This window comes from Acinetobacter johnsonii, from assembly GCF_048551975.1.
Classification (GTDB): domain Bacteria; phylum Pseudomonadota; class Gammaproteobacteria; order Pseudomonadales; family Moraxellaceae; genus Acinetobacter; species Acinetobacter johnsonii_A.
In genome coordinates this window covers 179,461-198,696 of sequence record NZ_JBIMCF010000003.1, presented here as the reverse complement: position 1 = coordinate 198,696, position 19,236 = coordinate 179,461, and the positions used below count along the sequence as shown (strand labels likewise).

16 protein-coding genes and 1 pseudogene are annotated in these 19,236 nt (G+C 40.9%); 5 read left to right on the top strand and 12 right to left on the bottom strand.

Features of this window, described 5'->3' with window-relative positions:
• The first annotated feature begins 67 nt into the window (after nucleotides 1-67).
• The 3 genes from ACG9ZB_RS04515 (at nucleotide 68) to bfr (ending at nucleotide 1,518) form a co-directional block, all read left to right on the top strand.
• Nucleotides 68-451 (top strand): RidA family protein, encoded by a 384-nt coding sequence (locus ACG9ZB_RS04515; protein WP_419324412.1) that lies wholly within the window; start codon nucleotides 68-70, stop codon nucleotides 449-451.
• A gap of 154 nt (nucleotides 452-605) precedes the next feature.
• A complete protein-coding gene (locus ACG9ZB_RS04510) occupies nucleotides 606-800 on the top strand; it encodes a bacterioferritin-associated ferredoxin (RefSeq protein WP_419324410.1) in 195 nt (64 codons plus the stop codon).
• A gap of 253 nt (nucleotides 801-1,053) precedes the next feature.
• Nucleotides 1,054-1,518 (top strand): heteropolymeric bacterioferritin subunit Bfr, encoded by a 465-nt coding sequence (gene bfr / locus ACG9ZB_RS04505; protein ID WP_419324408.1) that lies wholly within the window; start codon nucleotides 1,054-1,056, stop codon nucleotides 1,516-1,518.
• A gap of 57 nt (nucleotides 1,519-1,575) precedes the next feature.
• Here bfr and tfpZ read toward each other — a convergent pair whose 3' ends face one another.
• Nucleotides 1,576-2,322 carry a TfpX/TfpZ family type IV pilin accessory protein gene (tfpZ, locus tag ACG9ZB_RS04500; RefSeq protein WP_419324406.1) on the bottom strand — a complete coding sequence of 249 codons (747 nt, stop codon included), beginning with the start codon at nucleotides 2,320-2,322 and terminating at the stop codon, nucleotides 1,576-1,578.
• 54 nt (nucleotides 2,323-2,376) lie between these two features.
• Between tfpZ and ACG9ZB_RS04495 the strand changes: the two genes are divergently transcribed.
• Together ACG9ZB_RS04495 and ACG9ZB_RS04490 are read left to right on the top strand one after the other, a co-directional pair.
• Nucleotides 2,377-3,756 (top strand): O-antigen ligase family protein, encoded by a 1,380-nt coding sequence (locus ACG9ZB_RS04495; protein ID WP_419324404.1) that lies wholly within the window; start codon nucleotides 2,377-2,379, stop codon nucleotides 3,754-3,756.
• A 158-nt stretch (nucleotides 3,757-3,914) separates the two neighbouring features.
• Nucleotides 3,915-4,334 (top strand): type IV pilin protein, encoded by a 420-nt coding sequence (locus tag ACG9ZB_RS04490; RefSeq protein ID WP_419324402.1) that lies wholly within the window; start codon nucleotides 3,915-3,917, stop codon nucleotides 4,332-4,334.
• Nucleotides 4,335-4,412: 78 nt separating this feature from the next.
• Here the strand turns inward: ACG9ZB_RS04490 and ACG9ZB_RS04485 are convergent, their stop codons facing one another.
• From ACG9ZB_RS04485 to pilQ, 11 genes and pseudogenes are all read right to left on the bottom strand, one after another.
• Entirely contained in the window at nucleotides 4,413-4,847 is a 435-nt protein-coding gene (locus ACG9ZB_RS04485; RefSeq protein ID WP_419324400.1) for a pilin, read from the bottom strand.
• A 194-nt stretch (nucleotides 4,848-5,041) separates the two neighbouring features.
• Nucleotides 5,042-5,602, bottom strand: coding sequence for a TPM domain-containing protein (locus tag ACG9ZB_RS04480; protein ID WP_419324398.1), 561 nt, complete (start codon nucleotides 5,600-5,602; stop codon nucleotides 5,042-5,044).
• A complete protein-coding gene (locus tag ACG9ZB_RS04475) occupies nucleotides 5,596-6,669 on the bottom strand; it encodes a TPM domain-containing protein (protein WP_419324396.1) in 1,074 nt (357 codons plus the stop codon). Before ACG9ZB_RS04475 ends, ACG9ZB_RS04480 begins: the two co-directional genes overlap by 7 nt.
• 37 nt (nucleotides 6,670-6,706) lie before the next feature.
• A complete protein-coding gene (locus ACG9ZB_RS04470) occupies nucleotides 6,707-7,297 on the bottom strand; it encodes a LemA family protein (RefSeq protein WP_419324395.1) in 591 nt (196 codons plus the stop codon).
• 113 nt (nucleotides 7,298-7,410) lie between these two features.
• Nucleotides 7,411-7,918: pseudogene (locus tag ACG9ZB_RS04465) on the bottom strand (metal-dependent hydrolase).
• Nucleotides 7,919-8,196: 278 nt separating this feature from the next.
• Nucleotides 8,197-9,618, bottom strand: a complete 1,422-nt coding sequence (locus tag ACG9ZB_RS04460; RefSeq protein ID WP_130235310.1) for an FAD-dependent oxidoreductase — start codon at nucleotides 9,616-9,618, stop codon at nucleotides 8,197-8,199.
• Nucleotides 9,619-9,689: 71 nt separating this feature from the next.
• Nucleotides 9,690-14,165 carry a glutamate synthase large subunit gene (gene gltB / locus ACG9ZB_RS04455; RefSeq protein WP_419324393.1) on the bottom strand — a complete coding sequence of 1,492 codons (4,476 nt, stop codon included), beginning with the start codon at nucleotides 14,163-14,165 and terminating at the stop codon, nucleotides 9,690-9,692.
• A 447-nt stretch (nucleotides 14,166-14,612) separates the two neighbouring features.
• Nucleotides 14,613-15,452 (bottom strand): hypothetical protein, encoded by an 840-nt coding sequence (locus tag ACG9ZB_RS04450; RefSeq protein ID WP_419324391.1) that lies wholly within the window; start codon nucleotides 15,450-15,452, stop codon nucleotides 14,613-14,615.
• A gap of 7 nt (nucleotides 15,453-15,459) precedes the next feature.
• On the bottom strand, nucleotides 15,460-16,545 hold the full coding sequence (gene aroB, locus ACG9ZB_RS04445; RefSeq protein ID WP_419324389.1) for a 3-dehydroquinate synthase: 1,086 nt from the start codon (nucleotides 16,543-16,545) through the stop codon (nucleotides 15,460-15,462).
• Between the two features lie 30 nt (nucleotides 16,546-16,575).
• Nucleotides 16,576-17,109 (bottom strand): shikimate kinase AroK, encoded by a 534-nt coding sequence (aroK, locus tag ACG9ZB_RS04440; protein WP_279731413.1) that lies wholly within the window; start codon nucleotides 17,107-17,109, stop codon nucleotides 16,576-16,578.
• Nucleotides 17,110-17,146: 37 nt separating this feature from the next.
• Nucleotides 17,147-19,225 (bottom strand): type IV pilus secretin PilQ, encoded by a 2,079-nt coding sequence (gene pilQ, locus ACG9ZB_RS04435; RefSeq protein ID WP_419324387.1) that lies wholly within the window; start codon nucleotides 19,223-19,225, stop codon nucleotides 17,147-17,149.
• Nucleotides 19,226-19,236 lie beyond the last annotated feature (11 nt).

Genomic DNA, 19,236 nt, shown 5'->3' with positions numbered 1-19,236 from the left:
GTTTAAATCCACACATTTTAATGCCAATCTAGGCTATGATTGATGTTGAATATAATAGGAGAACACGATGTCCCGCCAAGTAATTCATACTGAAAATGCCCCTGCTGCGATCGGCACTTATTCGCAAGCAATCTTAGTTGGCAATACACTTTACCTTTCTGGTCAGATCGGTTTAGACCCATACAGTATGGAGTTGGTTGAAGGCATTGAAGCACAAATTCGCCGTGTATTTGATAACTTAAAAGCTGTCTGTGAAGCCGCTGGTGGAACACTGGCTGATATCGCGAAGTTGAATATTTTCTTAACCGATCTTTCAAACTTCCAACTGGTCAACCAAATTATGGGCGAATATTTTGCACAACCTTACCCTGCACGCGCTGCACTCGGTGTGGCTAACCTACCTAAAAATGCGTTAGTAGAGATGGATGGTATTGTGATTATTAATCAATAAGTTATATTCTTTAAGAAAAAGCCACCGATTGAGTGGCTTTTTTTTATCCAAAACTCCAATAAAGACAAATGAGATTTCAAATGATTTTTATTGACAAACGATAACAATTATCAATAATATCACTTATCTTATTTCATTTATGTGGCTTGCTGAAATGTACGTGTGCTTATGCCGTGGTATTACAGATCAAGATATTAAAGACGCTGTTGAAAATGGTGCGGGTAGTTATCGCGAAGTTCGTGAGGTGCTCGATCTCGGAACATGCTGTGGTCGCTGTGCACCAGAAGCACGCTCAATCATCAGCGCCGAAGTCTCTGCAATTGCCTCACGCTTAGCTATTGCTGCCTAGGTATTTGATTCGTTTTTTAAATAACCATAATTATAAACTTACTCTTTATGAGTAGCTCCTCCCCCGCTTATGACTCTAAGTGGGTTTTCTTTTTTTAAATGTCTAAAAATCAAGTTTCTACCTCGTATGCTTTTGATTGCGATTTTCATTTGCTGTTCTATAAATTACTCGCCAAAAACCACTTTGTTGTTTAAGATATTTCTCATAAGTTATTGATATTATTTTTAAGCCGCAGTTTGAATGGAGCTTTCTCATGAAAGGCAATCGTGATGTAATTAATCAGTTAAATCAGGTGCTTTATCATCATTTAACTGCCATCAACCAAAATTTCCTACATTCTCGTATGTTTAATGACTGGGGCATTGAGCAACTCGGTTCTGCCGAGTATAAAGAATCGATTCGTCAAATGAAGCATGCTGACAAAATCATTGAGCGCATTCTTTTTTTAGAAGGTCTACCAAACTTACAACACTTGGGTAAACTCTACATCGGTCAACACACAGTTGAAATTCTAAACTGTGATGTCCGTAAAGTTAAAGAGAACATTAAATCCATTCAAGCTGCTATTAAGCTTACCGAAGAACAACTGGACTACGTCACTCGTGACCTCGTGCAAGAGATTTTAGAAAAAGAAGAAGAGTGGTTGGACTGGACAACGACACAACTCGATCTAGTTGAAACCGTAGGTGTAGAGAACTATATTCAGAGTCAAATTTAGGACTTTGCTATCATTTAAAAAACCTGCATATGCAGGTTTTTTATTATAGTTTTAGGTTTACTTCCAAGGTCGAAGATCGACGATTTTTACTACTTCACCTTTGTCTTTATTGATTAAAACTGTCATATCAACAGCATTGGCTTTTAGAGGAACAAAACCAGTTGCTTGTGGATATTTTGATAAAATACGATCTACTTGTTTTGCATTATTATATTGTTTTAACAGCATTACACTTTGAGCCTGCTCTTGTATTTTTTCTGTGACTTTAGATAAGTCTACATAATTTTCTGGTCGCTGCGCTAGAGATATACCACTCAAAACTTCATCAAAGACTTGTTCCGACTTTAGCTTAGGATCCTGAGACAACATTACAGCTCTAAAAATAGGACGCTCAAACAGAGCTAACTGGTAGTCTGATTTCCCAGTATCTCCCACAATCTGACTACATTGAATAAGCTCAAATTTATTTTGATTAAAAACAATCCAGCATGGTTTTGCCAAAACCATGCTGGATAAGCCATATATCAATGCAATAAGTTGAATCAGACCAATGATAGCCAAGTCAAACTTGAGTGTCTTTTTATATTTTCTGTATACAATAAAAGTAAGCAAAGGACCTAAAACAATATCAATCATGACCATAATTAATAAAATCTCTTTACCACCTGTAGCTGTCAGTAGCGGGTAAGGGTATAACACAAAATATACAATCAAAAAAACGATAAATAGAATTAAAACTGATACGAATAGATGTATTAAAAATGCATTAAACTTTTCACGAAATAGTTGAAGCGTATCCGTCATTTACTTTCCCTTCGCTTTGTTTACAATATGTAAAATTTTTAGAATTATACTTCAATGCAAAATTATATCTCCAAGATATTACTTATTCTTATTCCCTTTTTTTGCTTCATTGCCTATTCCAGCTTAAGTATTTATTGGACCAGCTATCCCTATGATGCATGGCGTATTTATGAAATACTTATTTTATTTACTTTTGCTTTCTCCACTTTTTTAATTAAAAATCAATCCCTTACAGAATCAAGGAGAGCGCATTTATTAACCTTTATTTCAATTATTTTGATATCATTCTTAGCAATATTAACCATAAGCTTCTCCACAGCCTTTGATCGTGCGATCGCAGAAGCCAGTTTAATTTTTTTACTCATCAACTTTACTTTAATTTATTCATTTTTAATAAAAAACCACTCTAAACTTTCCAGAAACATTGCTACATCTATTGCATTTTTACCAATGTTGAGCCTTATTTTCTTACCCATTGCACTAGTTAATCGACTACAAGGAGGAGACGGTGTTTGGACTCAATCTTTTACGAATATTAGAATGTTGGATGATGCTCTACTTCCATGTTTATTTCTCATTTGGTTACAGCCAATTTATTCTAATTTTGACTTTCAAAAAAATAAGCTATTAAAAAGTAGCTTATATATTGTGTCCACTATTTACGTCTTAAGCTTTCTATTCCATGGTGCACGTGCCTGCTTACTATCTATTTTTATTGGTCTCTGTGTCAGTTTAATATTTACACCCAATCATCAACGTAAATTTTTAAAACTCCCGATCATTTCTTTTATTTTGGCTTTAGTCATATTTAGCCTCTATCACCTCTCACTTTCTGAAGCGATAGGCCCATCTATTAACCGCATTACCAGTAGTGGAAGGCTCGATTTATGGGAAAAAGCTGTACATCTTTGGTTTGAACACCCTATCCTTGGCGTTGGTGGAAATAACTTTATGTTACATACACCATTTCTATTACCAACTCACCCGCACAACTTTTTTCTAAAATCACTATCAGAATGGGGTATTGCAATCTTTATTCTCATATTAAGCTTAATTCCCATCATACAAGCAGTCTATAAGCAACGTAAAAATATCCCCATCTTCCTCATCGCAGGAGCAATTGCTATTTTCTCTAATAGTTTACTTTCTGGAAGTTTCGTATACCCAGTAAGCCAAATTATCAGCCTTACATTTATAGCTTTTTTACTAAGCTTTTTAAAAGTTTATACTATTTCAGAACCAACGAGTTATTTTAAATATAACAAAAAACTATGGGCCATCATTTCATACTTATCATTAATTGCCCTATTGTATATTCATGGGCAAGATATATTATGCAATACATGTATAAGTATTGATGATTTTGGTGCTCCTAATTTTTGGGATCAAGGGCGAGTTTTACATCTATTGCCCATATCCGATTTACATAAATAATGAAACTAACAATTTTGCTCATATTAATTTGCAATTATTGACAACTGCTGACAATTTTTTTATGTCAGATATAATCTCTAAAACACAAGACATTGATTTATATTAAAATATGTTTGGTATTGTTTTTGCTCTGTTTCATATAATGAAGGAGGATTTCAATGAAAATAAACATGGGGTTTACATTGATTGAACTAATAATTGTTGTTGCTATTATTAGTATACTTGCAACAATATCAATTAATTTATATCAAAGCTATATGATTAAGAGTCGCATTAACTCAGCTTTTTATGAGATTTCAGAAGGTATAGCCTCCTACGAAATTAATGCAAATCATAACTATTTAACCATTACAACTGCTGAAGATATCAGCTTGCAAAGCTCTACACACTTTTGCACGATTAGTGTTACAGCTCCAGATACCTTAGGTGTTGCAAATAAAGCTATTAGTTGTAAGCTCAAAAATAAAAATGGACTAGGCAATTTAGCTGAACTCTATTTCTCACGCAATACCAACGGTCATTTTTCCTGTGAAAGCATTGATATTCCAAATAAATTCTTACCAGCATCTTGTATTTAATCTATACATTTACTTTCAAACCAATTAAATCACACTCAAAAAAAAAGAGAGCCTTAGCTCTCTTCTTATAGATTCAAATTATGAACATGAACCAGGTTTATATTTTGCATCTAGAGAACCTGTTGTGCTGCAAGACCAAGTACCATTAGCATTACTACGAGTTAAAGTAACACCTTTACCATTAATTTTGGTTGCATTACCATTTTTAAATACACAAGCAATACTACCATCAGCTGTAGCTGTTGGAGCAGTAACCGTAACTGTGCAGTAACGAGAGGTTGCTGTAGATACACCGATATAACCATCAGCAGTTGAAGAATCCGAAGGAGTTTTACCTTCATTTACAGCAACTTCAAATTGTGTTTTAGCGGGAGAAATTTCAGCTAAACCAGAAGTAGCTTGTGATTTCGCAATATAATCTTGGTAAGCAGGAATCGCAATTGCCGCCAAAATACCGATAATTGCAACAACGATCATTAGTTCAATAAGAGTGAAACCCTTTTGAGCGTTCATAACATTCTCCACAAATGTTTTGTTAATTTTTTATAAGCTTTCTAAGCTACATTGTAATTAGCATGTATTATGCCAACTTTTATTATATTTATTTTCAAATAAAAAACAGCACTTTATTTCACTATTTAAAAATTTATTTTTGGATATTGTATTTTTATGTAAAAAACTGACAAATATTGTCAATTTACCTCTTTCTAGTTCAACATAATTGGCGAATTGCTCAATTCATCATCGTTATCTTCTATTTTACTGGCATAGAATTGATCTAAAATATTCCCGATTTGTGTAACACCTTCGACTAAAGCCTGTCGATACTCTCGCTGTGACATTTTTTCAATCACACCCCGGCAAACCTTATCCCATACCTGTTGTGTGGTGGCTTGCTGTATTCCACGATCAATCACAATCTCTACTTTTCGTTCACACAAGTTTAAGTAAAGCAAAATACCACTATTCAGCTCGGTATCCCACACACCGAGCTCAGCAAAAAGCTGTTTTGCTCGTCCACGAGTATCTAAGTAATAGGCTTCTCGTGCAGGGATATACCCTTCAATCACTACCTGAATTTCCCCAATATGCCCATGTTCAGCAACAGCTACCGCTTGTGCAATCGCATGTTGATCTTGCTGATTGAAGAAACGTTTACTCGCAGGCATATGCAATAAATGTCTTAACCAACGCTTAAAACTCGGTTGTACAACGTCATCTAGCTTTGGTTTAGTGACGATTTCCGTCGTTTCAGTTGTTGTTACCATGACCCTGATGCTCCTCCACCGCCGAAGCCACCGCCCCCGCCACTATATCCACCTCCACCAAAACCACCGCCGCCTCGACCTCCGCGCCCACCTCCACCGCCAGAAGAGAGAAAGAGCTGAAATATCGTTTGGGCTAAGGTCGTGATGAGTAAAAAGAAAATCCCTCCACCAATCAGTAAGCTGGTGACTAAACCTGCTCCATTCACCAAGCCTGCCACGGTTCCTGCAACTGCAGCTGTCGAGGCACTTAAACGTTTACCAACGACAAATGAGCCAATTGCGCCAGCAATTAAGATAAATAAAGCTGTACTAAAGGTTTTACTTTTGGCTTCCTGCTCGCGAATGGCTTGGTCTTGACGTTCTTGTAACTCCTGCGCCGCTTGGACTGCAACTTCAGGATCAAGATTTAAAATCCGTTCAATTTCAGTAAGCCCCGCATTGATCCCTTGGGCGTACTGAGCTTGTTTAAAATACGGTGTGATTTGTTGGTTAATAATGCGATTCGCAATAATGTCAGGAATAACGCCTTCCAAACCATAACCCGTAAGAATCTGCATACGTCGGTCATTAACGGCAATTGCAATCAGCAAACCGTTGTCCTGTTTTGCTGAACCGAGCTGCCATTGGTCTGCCATACGCATAGCAAAACCAAAAATATCCTCTTGACCTGTGGTCGGGACAATCACTACGCCTATTTGGGCTTTTCCTGTGTCATGTAAAGCACGAATTTTTTGGTCAATGGCTTGTTTATCTTCAGCACTTAAAATATGTGCTTGATCGATCACAGGTTCATTTAAAGTCGGTAATACCCGTATCGATTCACCTTCTGCCATATCATTGGCAACGGGCGGTTGTGACACTGCATCAGTATTGATAGAGTTTACATTATTGGAACTCGCCGCTTGTTGAGCTTGAATCATCTTTCCAGCAACAACTGTTTCCGCATCACTATCTGATGCAGTCGCAACCTCTGCCCACGTTAATGAATTTAGACACAACAGTCCCGATAAAATGAATGCAACCACCCATTTATACGGAAACCGTTTCCCCTGTTGTGCTCCCTTCATTCATTCACCCTCTATTCATAACTACAGGAAACCCGACTTAGTTAAATGACACCGTTGGTGCTTTTTGCGCACTTTGCTCCGCACTAAAGTTTGGTTTGGTGTCCATCCCAATCACCTTCGCAGTCATGAGTTGTGGGAACTGGCGTGAATAGGAGTTAAAGTCCTGCACCGTAGTAATATAGCGATTACGCGCCACAGCAATACGGTTTTCGGTACCTTCGAGTTGAACCTGTAGATCACGAAATTGTTCATTGGCTTTTAAATCGGGATAGTTTTCTGAGACCGCAATTAAACGCGACAATGCACCCGTCATTTGCGCCTGCGCTTCTTGATATTTTTGGAATAATGCAGGGTCTTCTAATACTTGTTTATCAACTTTTAAACCTGCAACATTAGCACGAGCTTGTGTAACTTCGGTCAGAACTTGCTCTTCATGTTTGGCATAGCCCTTCACCACATTCACCAAGTTCGGCACCAAGTCTGCACGGCGTTGATATTGGTTTTGTACTTCCGACCACGCAGCTGTAACAGCCTCATCTTTAACTTGTAAGGTATTATAACCACAGCCCGATAGGGTTAACGTGCTCGCGAGGGTAACAACAACAGCAGTTTTTTTCATAAAATTCATTCAGCTATCCTCTTTCTTTTGTATTTATTGCAATAACCTGATTGTAAACACATTTGATTATCCTTTTGTTGCTTTTAGTTAAAACATCTAAAAGTAGAAAGACCGAGTGATCTTCACTCGGTCTTTCTTGCTCGTTTCTTATACTTAACATTAAACAACGCATGCAATTCCTGCTGAAAATCTTCGAGTTGATAGTCTTCTACCAAACGAGTTTTCCAGTATTTCAACAGTTGGCTGTAATCAATATCTGAGGGATGAAAGTTGGTTTTATAATAGGACAGATATTCAGGCAGCAATTGCACAAACATCTTCGCCAGTAAATACAATCCAAACAGATTCCCACCCAACTTCGGTATACTCTTTTTACGGTCTTGTAAAAATAAACGGCTGGCCGAGTAAAAAGTAATGCATCGCCTCTTGACCCATAAATGCCGCAATCTGCACTTGCAGATTTTCATCCTTCACTTGGTCACGTACATTGCGCACGCTATGTACAAAGAACTGCTCACCTATGGGAAAAGTCGAAGACAATGCCTTCAGCAAATGCGACATGACTGGTGAATTGGCAAAATAATGCCTGCGAATGGCTTTGCGGTTAAATTGCAAACGTCGAATCGTAATACCCTGAGCTTTTGGACAATGTTAATATAGTTTTTCTGTCATCACTTGAGTCATGTCTATTTCCTAACATTTAACCGAGCGATCTTCAGTATCTGAATTTAGAGGCCATTCACATATGGCAAAAATGCTTAGTGCATTTGCAAACTCATCCATTTTTACCAGACTCTCCACCAGATCTTTTTCGACTTATCCCGATCCACCTCGTTCATATCATCCCAGGAAAATAGTGATCATAAAAAAAACCCGCCGAAGCGGGTTTTTGTGTTGAACGATTTAGATTAAATGTCTAAATAATCCAAAATACCTTCAGCTGCTTGACGGCCTTCCCAAATTGCTGTGACAACAAGGTCTGAACCACGAACCATATCACCACCTGCAAAGATTTTCGGGTTTGAGGTTTGGAATTTATAGGTTTGCTGTTCAGCCGCAACTACACGACCTGAACCATCAAGGTTAATATTCACATTTGTAAACCAATCCGCAGGGCTGGTACGGAAACCAAATGCCAATAACACTGCATCTGCCGGTAAAATTTCTTCTGAACCCGGAATTGGTTCTGGACTGCGACGACCACGGCTATCAGGCTCGCCAAGTTGAGTCGTCACCACTTTCACGCCCGTGACTTTGCCATTTTCACCGACGATTTCAATCGGTTGACGGTTAAACAAGAAGTTCACACCTTCTTCTTTGGCATTTTGCACTTCACGACGTGAACCTGGCATGTTTTCTTCGTCACGACGGTATGCACAGCTCACCACTTCTGCACCCTGACGAATAGAGGTACGGTTACAGTCCATTGCTGTGTCACCACCGCCAAGAACAATCACCTTTTTGCCTTCAACACTGATGTACTCACTTGGGTCTTTTTCCCAACCTTGAGTACGGTTGACATTGGCAATCAAGAAATCCAATGCATCATAGACGCCATTAAGGTCTTCACCTGCGAAGCCACCTTTCATGTAGGTATAAGTACCCATACCCATGAACACCGCATCGTATTCTGCAAGCAGTTGATCGATGGTGACATCTGTCCCAATTTCAGTATTTAAACGGAATTCCACGCCCATGCCTGTGAAAATTTCACGGCGACGCTTCATTACATCTTTTTCCATTTTAAATTCTGGAATACCAAAGGTCAGTAGACCACCAATTTCAGGGCGTTTGTCGAATACAACAGGTTTAACCCCGTTACGCACCAAAATATCAGCACAGCCTAGACCCGCAGGGCCCGCACCAATGATCGCGACTTTTTTATCTGTCCACTTTACTGAAGACATATCTGGACGCCAGCCCAGTGCAAACGCAGTGTCATTGATGTATTTTTCAGCATTACCAATCGTTACTGCGCCAAAACCATCGTTTAAGGTACAAGCCCCTTCACATAAACGGTCTTGCGGACAAACACGACCACATACTTCTGGTAGCGTGTTGGTTTGGTGACACAATTCTGCTGCTTGGAAAATACGACCTTCAGCAATCAACTTTAACCAGTTTGGAATATAGTTATGTACTGGACATTTCCATTCACAATATGGGTTACCACATCCTAAACAACGGTGGGTCTGATTTGCTGCCACTTCCGCTGTAAAAGGTTTATAAATTTCCACAAACTCTGCTTTGCGGACCTGAATCTCTTTTTTCTCTGGATCTTGGCGTGCTACATCCAGAAATTGAAAGTCATTGTTTAGGCGCTCTGCCATGTCTCTCTCCGTGGGTAGGTGCAGCCCGTTTATTATCGTCTGCACCTGCCTATGTATCAGCAGTAGTGGAATTATTGTGGATCAGCTTGAGTCGTTTTCAACAACGTCTGTAAGTTGGCAGCTTTTGGTTTCACCAACCAGAATTTACGACTGTAGAAATCAAACTCGTTACGGATCTTGTACGCCCAAGCACTACCAGTCTCAGCAATGTGTTCATCTAAGATACGGCTTAAGAACTCTTTATGTTCTTCCATCGACTCAGTCGAGATACGATTCAGCTCAATCAGCTCGTGGTTGTAATGATCAACGAAGTCATTATCAAGGTCAAGAACGTAAGCAAAACCGCCTGTCATACCTGCACCGAAGTTGTGACCCACTTTACCGAGTACAGTCACGATACCGCCCGTCATATATTCACAACAGTGATCGCCCGCACCTTCAATTACGGCAAAAGCACCCGAGTTACGTACCGCAAAACGCTCACCTGCCGTACCCGCCGCGAACAACTTACCACCCGTTGCACCATACAAACAGGTATTACCAATGATTGCGGTTTCTTGGGTTTGGAAAGGCGAACCTTTTGGCGGGAAGATCGACACACGACCACCTGCCATACCTTTACCTACGTAGTCGTTCGCATCACCCTCTAAACGAATGTGCAAACCACCTGCGTTCCAAACACCGAGGGATTGACCCGCAGTACCCACCAAGTTCATCTTCACTGGGTGTGCTTCCATGCTGAGGTTGCCATAACGACGCGCAATCTCACCTGAAATACGTGCACCAATTGAACGGTCACAGTTACCAATAGTGAAGTGATATTCACCTGTGATCCCAGCTTCAATGGCTGGTAGCATTTCAGCAACCATTTTCTCAGCAAGCAAGCCTTTATCGAACGGTGCGTTACCTTCAACTTCACAGTACTGTGCCTTACCTTGCGCAGAAGGATGTGACTCCAGTAATGCGCTCAAATCAAGGTGCGCATGTTTCTCCGTTTCACCAGGAAGCATTTCAAGCAAATCTGTACGACCAATCAAGTCTTTTAAGCTCGAAACACCTAACGCTGCCAACCACTCACGTGTTTCTTCAGCAATGAAGGTGAAGAAGTTGATGAGCATTTGTGGCTCACCAATATAATGTTCTTGGCGTAAATGATCTTGCTGAGTCGCAACACCCGTTGCACAGTTATTTAGGTGACAAATACGCAGATATTTACAACCCAAAGCAATCATTGGTGTAGAACCAAAGCCAAAGCTTTCTGCACCTAAAATGGCTGCTTTCACCACATCTAGACCAGTTTTCAAACCACCGTCGGTTTGAACACGGACTTTACCACGTAGGTCATTGACACGAAGTGCTTGATGCGCTTCAGAAAGCCCCAACTCCCAAGGAGAACCCGCATGGTGAATTGAAGACAATGGTGATGCTGCTGTACCACCGTCATAACCTGAAATAGTAATGAAGTCGGCATAAGCTTTTGCCACACCTGCTGCAATAGTACCCACACCCGGTTCAGACACCAGTTTCACTGAAACCATCGCTTGAGGATTGACTTGTTTTAAATCAAAGATCAATTGTGATAAATCTTCAATCGAGTAAATATCATGGTGCGGTGGTGGAGAAATTAAAGTCACACCCGGTACTGAATAACGTAAACGGGCAATGAGACCATTCACTTTACCGCCTGGTAATTGACCACCTTCACCTGGTTTTGCCCCTTGCGCGACTTTAATTTGAAGGACTTCTGCAGACGTTAAGTAAGCAGGGGTCACACCAAAACGGCCCGATGCAATTTGTTTGATTTTCGAGTTACGGATGGTACCGTAACGCGCTGGATCTTCACCGCCCTCGCCCGAGTTTGAACGGCCACCAATGGTGTTCATCGCAATCGCAATCGCTTCATGTGCCTCAGGAGACAACGCCCCCAAAGACATGCCTGCAGAGTCAAAACGCGGTAAAATCGCTTCTACAGACTCCACCTGATCTAGAGCAATCGAGTTATCTGTTTTTAACTTTAATAGGTCGCGAATTGTTGCCACTGGACGGTTATTCACCAGCTCAGCATATTCTTTAAAGTCTGCATATTGACCAGAACGCACTGATTTATGCAAAGCATTGATCACGTCTGGGTTGAATGCATGGTATTCCTTGTCGAAAACAAATTTCAGCAAACCACCTTGATCGATTGGTTTACGTGTTTTCCATGCAGTTTCAGCCAATTTCTTTTGGTCATTTTCAAGGTCAACAAAGGTTGCACCTTTGATACGGCTTGGTACACCCGTGAAGCATTTTGAAACCACTTCTTCAGAAAGACCCACCGCTTCAAACAACTGACCACCACGGTAAGATGCCACTGTTGAAATACCCATTTTTGAAAGAACTTTTAACAAGCCTTTTTCAATGCCTTTACGGAAATTCCCTTGCGCTTGGATTGGGTCACCCAATAGGTCACCTTTGGCAACCAAGTCATTGATCACGTCATAAGCCAAGTATGGATAAATTGCTGTCGCACCAAAGCCTAGAATAACTGCAAATTGATGCGGATCACGCGCCAATGCTGTTTCAACAATAATGTTGGCATCCGTACGTAAACCAACATTAATTAAATAGTGATGTACAGCACCTGTTGCCATCAATGCATTTGCAGGCAAGAAACCTTGACGAATTTTCTTATCAGACAACACTAATAAGGTTTTGCCATCACGAATCGCTTGAGCTGCTTCTTCACAGATACGCGCAATTGCAGCTTCTAGACCTTCATCTTCCGCATAATTTAAATCGATATCTGCAATTTCATAACCCTTACGACCTAACGTACGGATTTGATGCATTTTCGAATTTGACAACACTGGGCTTGAAATGATCAAACGATCTGCGTGCTCAGGGCTTTGTTCAAAAACGTTTTGCTCACGGCCTAAACACGTTTCCAATGACATCACAATCGACTCACGTAATGGGTCGATTGGTGGGTTGGTGACCTGAGCAAACTGTTGACGGAAGTAATCCGATACATGACGTACTTGGCGAGACAAAACCGCCATTGGCGTATCATCACCCATTGAACCCACTGCTTCCTGACCACTTTCAGCGATTGGACGAAGCAATTGGTCACGCTCTTCAAAGGTCACCATAAACATTTTTTGTGATGCTTTAAGGTCGTCGCCTTTTAAGCCTTGATCACATAAATATTCTTCAAGCTCTGGACTACCTTGTACACGAACCGAGTTTTCACGTAACCATTCACGATAAGGGCGCATTTTTTTCAAATGCGTGCTGACATCCTTAGTGTCGAGCATTTTACCTGTGAAGGTATCGATCACTAGGATTTGACCTGGACCGACACGACCTTTAGAAATCACGTCTTCAGGCTCGTAGCCCCACACACCAATTTCAGATGCCAGTGTGATGTAACCATTTTTGGTAATCACCCAACGTGCTGGGCGTAAACCATTACGATCCAACATACAAATTGCATGACGACCATCTTGAATCACGAGACCAGCAGGACCATCCCACGCTTCCATATGCTTCGAGTTAAACTCATAGAATGCACGCAAATCGGCATCTAAAGTCTCCACGTTTTGCCATGCTGGCGGAACCAACATACGCAATGCACGGAACAAGTCCATACCGCCGCCCACAAGAATTTCAAGCATGTTGTCCAAGCTTGAAGAATCCGAGCCAGTACGGTTCACGATTGGGTTAAGCTCAGTTAAACCAGGCAATAATGGGTTTTCAAACTTTGGCGTACGCGCCATCGCCCAGTTACGGTTCGCTGTAATGGTATTAATTTCACCATTGTGCGCAAGATAACGGAATGGCTGCGCCAAAGGCCAACGCGGCAAAGTATTTGTCGAGAAACGTTGGTGGAACACCACAATATGTGACTCAAGACGTGGGTCTGCCAAGTCTGTATAGAAGTCAGCAATCGCTTCAGGCATCATCAAGCCTTTATAGCTAATCACTGTTGAACATAATGTAGTTACATAAAATGATGAGTCATTGCTGAGCTGCTGTTCTGCACGGCGGCGTGCCAAGAAAAGTTTACGGTTAAACTCAACTTCAGATACCCCCATTGGGCAGTTCACAATAATTTGCTCAAATGCAGGAAGTGACTGCATCGCAATCGAACCCAAAGCATCGTTATTGGTCGGGACCACACGCCACGCCAATACTCGGCAACCTTCAGATTCAATTTCTTTAGTTAGAATTTGTTTTGCATGTGCTGCAATTGCTGGATCAAGGCTTAAGAACACCGTGCCGACAGCAAAAACTTCACTGAGTGTAATATCACTGAGTTTTTTCGCTTCTTCACGGAAAAACTGTTTTGGCATTGCTAAGAGTAAACCGCAACCATCCCCTGTCTTACCATCTGCAGCAATACCACCGCGGTGGGTCATACAGCTCAGACTGTGCATAGCGGTCTTGACAAGATCATGGCTTGCATCACCCTGCATATGGGCGATTAAACCAAAACCACAGTTATCTTTAAACTCATCCGGTTGGTATAAACCTTGAGCGGGAGCTACAGTATTAGGCGATGGCATGTGCATAGCGTACCCTTCTTTCTACAGGCCCTGTCGGGCGTCTAACAATCTAATTACTTCTTGCCGATTCGTTCAATTGACTCATATTCAGATTCTGATTGAAGTACAGCATTTTTTCTTCACACCCAAGATAGACTGATTTTCGTCTTTATGCATGTCTTAATTGAAAAAATGTATGCAGCAGTCACGCACTTTTATAAGGCACTTGGCCGCTACTATTTCGCTCATAAATCGAATCTTTTTTGCGCCAAAACAGTGACATCAACTCAATTCATGCACCATTAAAGCAAATTTTGTGCCAATTATTTGTTTTGTGTGTTAAACACTTTAGTTTTATTAGGTTTGTGTTTTTTAAGTAAGAGTGAAGTTCGAAGACAATCAATTTATTGCACTATATTTGTGCGTATATGAAATTTACATTTTTTGATGCGCCATAATGAACCAATTTTAATTAAATGGGTCGGTCACTTCAGGTTCATTTGTTTTATTTTGTGGCGCATTCTCTACGGTCGTTTGTGACTTTTGCACATCAACCACATTTCCATCCGCATCACGACGAGTAACCGTTGTCGATGTTGTCGATTGTTTATTTTGTTCAACTGCTGCACGTGCCGCTTGTTGACGCGCAGCAAGCGTAACTTCATCAATCACAGGCACAGCGGCTGGTTTCAACTGCACGGCATAGAGCTTGTTACTAAGTCCAAGTTCATCAGAACCGAGGTCATTGACATATTCAGCATAGCTTTCAATTTTTTCAACTTTGGGTTGCACCGACTTCGGTAACATCAGTTTTAAATCCGCCAATGCCTTTTGCGCCTCATTGGCATTTTTATACACACCATAGATCAACATATATTGCTCAATTTGGTTTTCACCCGTCAGTCTTAAGTATCTAAAAGCTTGACGATCAGATTGCCTTTGCAAAAAGCGCTTAATAATCGCTTCTTCTGAGACTCTAAACAGTTCAATTGTGCTGTTCTTTTTATTTTCCTGAATAAATTTAGTCCCGCGGAATTCAGCTTCGTGTTGTGCAATGGCCACCACACGTGTCGTCATATCCAAAGGTTTTACTTCATCAATAAATGAGCCTAAATGTGCGGTTGTTGCGACTTTTTCTGGCTGAATTTGTAACTCAACTTCTGATTCAGCCTTTTTATCAACTTCAACGACAGTCTCTTGATCTGTAATAGCCCAAAAGACTAAGGCGCCAAACAAGCATACCCCTCCGAATGCAAGCCAAATATAATTTTGCTTTGTCTGCCACTGAGTTCGAAGGGTTGTTGCCATAATAAAGTTATGCCTGCTCTTGGTTGGCTAAAATCGCCTGTTTCATCAATTCTACATCAAATGTTTTGGTAATGATGGCCTGCCCTACTGCTTGCATCAAAACCAAACGCAGCTGCCCGTTCAAGACTTTTTTATCATGCGACATATACGCCAAAAATTCATCGAGGGGAATCTGTGGACATACTATCGGTAAATTCGCACGTTGAATGATATTTTTTGTACGCGCCAAATCTTCTGCACTGATCCAGCCCATACGCTGCGATAGATCTGCTGCCATCACCATGCCTGTTGCCACAGCTTCACCATGGAGCCATTCACCATAGCCTAGATAAGATTCAATCGCATGTCCAAAGGTATGCCCAAGATTCAATAAGGCACGTTCACCTTGTTCTTTTTCATCATTGGCAACAATACGCGCTTTATGGGCACAAGAACGATACACAGCTTCAGCCAGTGTAGCTTCATCCCCCTGCACCAAAGCATCCATATGTTGTTCTAACCAAACGAGAAAATCAGCATCACCCAACAGTGCATACTTAATCACCTCTGCTAAACCTGCGGATAACTCACGTGGTGGCAGCGTTTTAAGTTGAGACATATCCGCCAAGACCACTTGCGGTTGTTGAAACGCCCCAATCATGTTTTTACCCAGCGGATGATTAATCCCTGTTTTACCACCGACACTCGAATCAACCTGTGAAAGCAGTGTCGTTGGCACCTGAATAAAATAGACTCCACGCTGGAAGCATGCTGAAGCAAAGCCCGCCATATCCCCAATCACGCCACCGCCTAAAGCTAAAACTGTGCAATCACGGTTGAAACCTGATTCTAGTAATGCATCAAAAATCAGGTTGAGATGCTCAATATTCTTATATTTTTCACCATCAGGCAAAATACAGGTTGCAACTGTTTTTCCCAATGCTTCAATTGCTGCCACGTAACGCGCTAAATACAAAGGTGCGATCGTTTCATTACTCACAATCATCACTTGGTGCCCATGAATATACGGCTCAAGTAAAGCTTTCGGATCTAAATCACTACCAATAAAGATCGGGTAACGGCGTTCGCCAAGTTCAACATATAAGGTTTGCATGGATCAAATCACTTCAAAACTGAATCAAAACTACTTTACAAGAATCAAGTTTAAGATACGCTGCGCAAGATCACGTGCAGCCCCTTGATTGGTCTCGATAATATAATGGGCAACTTCACGATATAAAGGATCTCGAACGTTCAACAAGTCACGTAACTTTTGCTCTGGATTCTCCACTTGAAGCAGTGGGCGATTTTTATCACGATAAGTTCGCTGTAGTTGAATCTCTACAGGAGTATAAAGATAAACAACGATACCTCGTTGTTTGAGAAATGCACGATTTGGAGCCTGAGTCACCGCCCCACCACCTGTGGCCAAGACCAAGTTGGGTCGAGAGGTTAACTCATCGATTACAACCGTTTCACGACTACGAAACCCAAGCTCTCCCTCTTTTTCAAAGATCCATGGAATCGTTGCCCCTGTTTTTCGCTCAATCTCATGATCGCTATCAAGAAACTCTCGTCCTAACAGTTCAGCTAAATGTCGTCCTACCGTTGTTTTTCCAGCCCCCATAGGCCCTACCAAATAAATATTTGGTAGGGTTTCAAACTCTTTGCTTGGCAAGGAGTCACCTTTTAGATTTGTTCAAATTGAAAATATATTAATGATTTCTTGAAACACTGTCATTAACAATTCGTGGTGTCACAAAAATCAACAACTCAGTTTGCGTGGTAGTTTTGGTATTATTCTTAAATAAATTACCCACCACAGGTAAATCACCTAAGAATGGTACTTTTTGATAATCATTGCGTTTCACATCATCAAAAATACCACCGAGCACGACTGTCTCACCATCTGCAACCAATACATTGGTTTGTAATTCACTGGTGTCAATTGCAATACCATCATTGGTAATGTCACCAATCGAATCTTTTTCTACCAATAATGCCATTTGAACTTTACCATCAGGGGTAATACTTGGAGTCACTTCTAACTTTAAGTTGGCCGCACGGAATTCAGTTTTTAAGCCTTCCGTCGCACTCCATGTTTGATAAGGAATCTCTGTACCACGTAAAATATAAGCTTTCTGCTTATCGCCAGTAAGTACTTTAGGCGCTGATAATACTTCACCATGACCATCCGCTTGAAGCGCGCTTAACTCAAGGTTTAACATATAATCGGATATTTTCAATAAACCAAAGTTAAAAGTACCAGCAGTTTTTGTTGCTAAATCCACCCCCAAATCAAAACTCGGCTGGAAATCTCCACCCCATACTGGGCTATTACCCAATTTTTGAGCACTCCACTTAATCCCCAATTCGCGAGAAAAGTCTGTTGATGCTGTGACAATACGCGCTTCGACCATCACTTGTTTCACAGCAACATCTAGCAAGTCAATCATTTTTCTAATTTTATCAATATTTTGAAGTGTATCATTGATAATTAAAGTATTTGTACGTGAGTCAGAAACTACGCTCCCCCGCGAACTCAATAAACTTTCTAAAGCCAATGATTCTGAACCCGCTGTCCGGTTCGACTCACTTCCTTTACTATCACGAGAGTCCTCCAACAACTTCAATACATCCGCCGATTTTGCATAACTCAATTGAATGTAATCGGTTTGTATTGGTGAAAGCTTAATACTTTGTGCGATGGCTTTGGCTTCATCTTCCTCAGATTTGATCAGTTCAGCTACAGGTGCAATCCAAATCACATTACCATTGCGTCGCTTATCCAAGTTCTTGGTTTTCATAATAATATCAAGCGCCTGATCCCACGGAACATCTTTAAGGCGTAAGGTAATATTGCCTTGTACGGTGTCAGAAGCCACCATGTTAATGCCTGTAAAATCAGCTAAGAGCTGTAATACACGTCGCACTTCAATATCTTGGAAATCTAAAGAAATCTTTTTGCCCGTATAAGCACTTGGTGCTTTAGGCTTCATTGGATTTTTATCTTCAGGACGCTTTAAACTAATCGTGAGCTTATCTTCTGCCTGATAAGCCATATATTCAAAACTGCCATTCGATTGGATCGTGATTAGGCCGTTACTGCCATCATTTTGTGCATCAATGGTCGATACTGGCGTGGCAAAATCATTCACATTGAGACGGCGTGATAAATGTGCAGGAATTTTATTCCCCAAAACGCGCACCACAATTTTACTGCCTTGTTGTTTCACATCGACAGGGGTATTGCCACCTTTTAAATCAATGACAACTTGACCTTCACCATCAGAACCACGTTGGAATCCAATATTTGAAACACCTTGCTCTGAACGCGCCGCAGCAACAGGTGTTGCTAGCGCTGGTTTCGCTGAGTTAATTTTCAGAATAAAGGTATTACCTTCAACACGTGTAGTAAATGCACCGGCATCAACCAAATTTACAGTTAAACGTGAACGTTGTGCATCTGAAGTTACATCTACTGTACTTGCTTCAGCCGTTGCCACCGCAATACTGCCTTGTTTTAAGCTCTGCTGTGCTTTATCAAAATCCAAAACCAAACGTGATGGCTGTTCCAATTGATAGGCTTGCGGCTGTGGTGGCAAACCGTTGAACATGACACGAATTTCTGTTCCCTGTCCCGGAATCTGCATCGGCACAATATTCGTAATACTGACTTGCGCACTTGCAGCCTGCATCACCGCCATTGCAATTGCGCCCATTGAAAACTGACGGAACATATGGTTCATCGTATTACCATCCCCAAATATAAAATCTTTAGCACTATTTTTCATTTTTATCCCTT

Bases quoted from the DNA above. Each gene is read 5' to 3' on its own strand.
- ACG9ZB_RS04515 (WP_419324412.1), top strand. From the start codon at position 68: ATGTCCCGCCAAGTAATTCATACTGAAAATGCCCCTGCTGCGATCGGC.
- ACG9ZB_RS04510 (WP_419324410.1), top strand. From the start codon at position 606: ATGTACGTGTGCTTATGCCGTGGTATTACAGATCAAGATATTAAAGAC.
- bfr (WP_419324408.1), top strand. From the start codon at position 1,054: ATGAAAGGCAATCGTGATGTAATTAATCAGTTAAATCAGGTGCTTTAT.
- tfpZ (WP_419324406.1), bottom strand. From the start codon at position 2,322: ATGACGGATACGCTTCAACTATTTCGTGAAAAGTTTAATGCATTTTTA.
- ACG9ZB_RS04495 (WP_419324404.1), top strand. From the start codon at position 2,377: ATGCAAAATTATATCTCCAAGATATTACTTATTCTTATTCCCTTTTTT.
- ACG9ZB_RS04490 (WP_419324402.1), top strand. From the start codon at position 3,915: ATGAAAATAAACATGGGGTTTACATTGATTGAACTAATAATTGTTGTT.
- ACG9ZB_RS04485 (WP_419324400.1), bottom strand. From the start codon at position 4,847: ATGAACGCTCAAAAGGGTTTCACTCTTATTGAACTAATGATCGTTGTT.
- ACG9ZB_RS04480 (WP_419324398.1), bottom strand. From the start codon at position 5,602: ATGGTAACAACAACTGAAACGACGGAAATCGTCACTAAACCAAAGCTA.
- ACG9ZB_RS04475 (WP_419324396.1), bottom strand. From the start codon at position 6,669: ATGAAGGGAGCACAACAGGGGAAACGGTTTCCGTATAAATGGGTGGTT.
- ACG9ZB_RS04470 (WP_419324395.1), bottom strand. From the start codon at position 7,297: ATGAATTTTATGAAAAAAACTGCTGTTGTTGTTACCCTCGCGAGCACG.
- ACG9ZB_RS04460 (WP_130235310.1), bottom strand. From the start codon at position 9,618: ATGGCAGAGCGCCTAAACAATGACTTTCAATTTCTGGATGTAGCACGC.
- gltB (WP_419324393.1), bottom strand. From the start codon at position 14,165: ATGCCATCGCCTAATACTGTAGCTCCCGCTCAAGGTTTATACCAACCG.
- ACG9ZB_RS04450 (WP_419324391.1), bottom strand. From the start codon at position 15,452: ATGGCAACAACCCTTCGAACTCAGTGGCAGACAAAGCAAAATTATATT.
- aroB (WP_419324389.1), bottom strand. From the start codon at position 16,545: ATGCAAACCTTATATGTTGAACTTGGCGAACGCCGTTACCCGATCTTT.
- pilQ (WP_419324387.1), bottom strand. From the start codon at position 19,225: ATGAAAAATAGTGCTAAAGATTTTATATTTGGGGATGGTAATACGATG.